2 protein-coding genes are annotated in these 1,649 nt (G+C 71.7%); one reads left to right on the plus strand and one right to left on the minus strand.

Annotated features, from left to right (window positions below):
* Window positions 1–473: aminotransferase class I/II-fold pyridoxal phosphate-dependent enzyme (locus H5J33_RS34425; protein ID WP_181798587.1), on the minus strand; the 473-nt coding region annotated here is incomplete at its 3' end.
* Window positions 474–620: 147 nt separating this feature from the next.
* Here H5J33_RS34425 and bioB point away from each other — a divergent pair.
* Window positions 621–1,649, plus strand: a 1,029-nt coding sequence (bioB, locus tag H5J33_RS34430; protein ID WP_181798588.1) for a biotin synthase BioB, incomplete at its 3' end; no start/stop codon positions are given.

Below are 1,649 nucleotides of genomic sequence, written 5' to 3' on the forward strand. Positions count from 1 at the left end.
GCGCCCCGGCGCGTGCCCAGGGCCTTGCGCACGGCCTCGGGGTCGGCGTGCCCGACGACCTGGGTCTCGCCCCGGGCGAGCCGGCAGCCGTCGATGAGGGAGGCGTGGTTGCCCGCGTCGGAGACGATCAGCGAGCCGTGCGGACCGAGGGTGGTGACCGCGGCCAGGTTCGCCGCGTACCCGGAGGAGAACACCAGGGCCGCCTCGAACCCGCAGAACGCGGCGAGCGCGCCCTCCAGTTCGGCGTGCAGCTCGGTGCTGCCGGTGACCAGCCGGGAGCCGGTGGAGCCGCCGCCCCAGCGCCGGGCGGCCTCGGCCGCCCCCTCGGTGACCTCGGGATGGCGGGACAGGCCCAGGTAGTCGTTGCTCGCCAGGTCCAGCAGGGAGAAGTCGGCGGGGCGGGGGCGCAGGGCGCGCACGAGTCCGGCGCGGCGGCGCGCCTCGGCCTGCTCGTCGATCCAGCCGAACGCCATGGGTCCTCCGGTGCTTTTGTAGGTATCGAACAGACCCTAGCGGCATGATCAACCGCCCAGGGTGTGGCAATACCCACACGATCAACCGTCTCTGTTGTGCCAAGTCTCCTTGGCCGGGAGCGGTCCCGTAGGACAGGATCGTCGCTCATGGACCTGCTGAACACGCTGGTGGACAAGGGGCTTCGGCGCGAGCTGCCGACGCGCGAGGAAGCGCTCGCCGTGCTGGCCACCTCCGATGACGACCTGCTCGACGTGGTGACCGCGGCCGGAAAGGTGCGCCGGCACTGGTTCGGGCGACGGGTGAAACTCAACTATCTGGTCAACCTCAAGTCGGGCCTGTGCCCCGAGGACTGCTCGTACTGCTCCCAGCGGCTGGGCTCCAAGGCCGACATCCTGAAGTACACCTGGCTCAAGCCGGACGAGGCGTCCCAGGCCGCCGCCGCGGGACTCGCGGGCGGGGCCAAGCGGGTGTGCCTGGTGGCCAGCGGGCGCGGCCCGACGGACCGGGACGTGGACCGGGTCTCGGAGACCATCAAGACGATCAAGGAGCAGAACGAGGACGTCGAGGTGTGCGCCTGCCTCGGCCTGCTCTCCGACGGCCAGGCCGAGCGGCTGCGCGCGGCGGGCGCGGACGCCTACAACCACAACCTCAACACCTCCGAGGCCACCTACGGGGACATCACCACCACCCACACGTACGCCGACCGGGTGGACACGGTGCGCAAGGCGCACGCGGCCGGGCTGTCCGCCTGCTCGGGTCTCATCGCCGGCATGGGCGAGAGCGACGAGGACCTGGTGGACGTGGTGTTCTCGCTGCGCGCGCTGGACCCGGACTCGGTGCCGGTGAACTTCCTGATCCCGTTCGAGGGCACCCCGCTGGCCAAGGAGTGGAACCTCACCCCGCAGCGCTGCCTGCGGATCCTGGCGATGGTCCGGTTCGTCTGCCCGGACGTGGAGGTCCGGATCGCGGGCGGCCGTGAGGTCCACCTGCGCTCCATGCAGCCGCTGGCGCTGCACCTGGCCAACTCCATCTTCCTCGGCGACTACCTGACCAGCGAGGGCCAGGCCGGCAAGGCCGACCTGGAGATGATCGCGGACGCCGGTTTCGAGGTGGAGGGCGCCGGGGAGGTGACGCTGCCGGCGCACCGGGCCGACGCCGCGCACGGCTGCGGCTCG

Source organism: Streptomyces sp. WELS2 (genome assembly GCF_013870595.1).
In the GTDB taxonomy this organism is placed as follows: Bacteria; Actinomycetota; Actinomycetes; order Streptomycetales; family Streptomycetaceae; genus Streptomyces.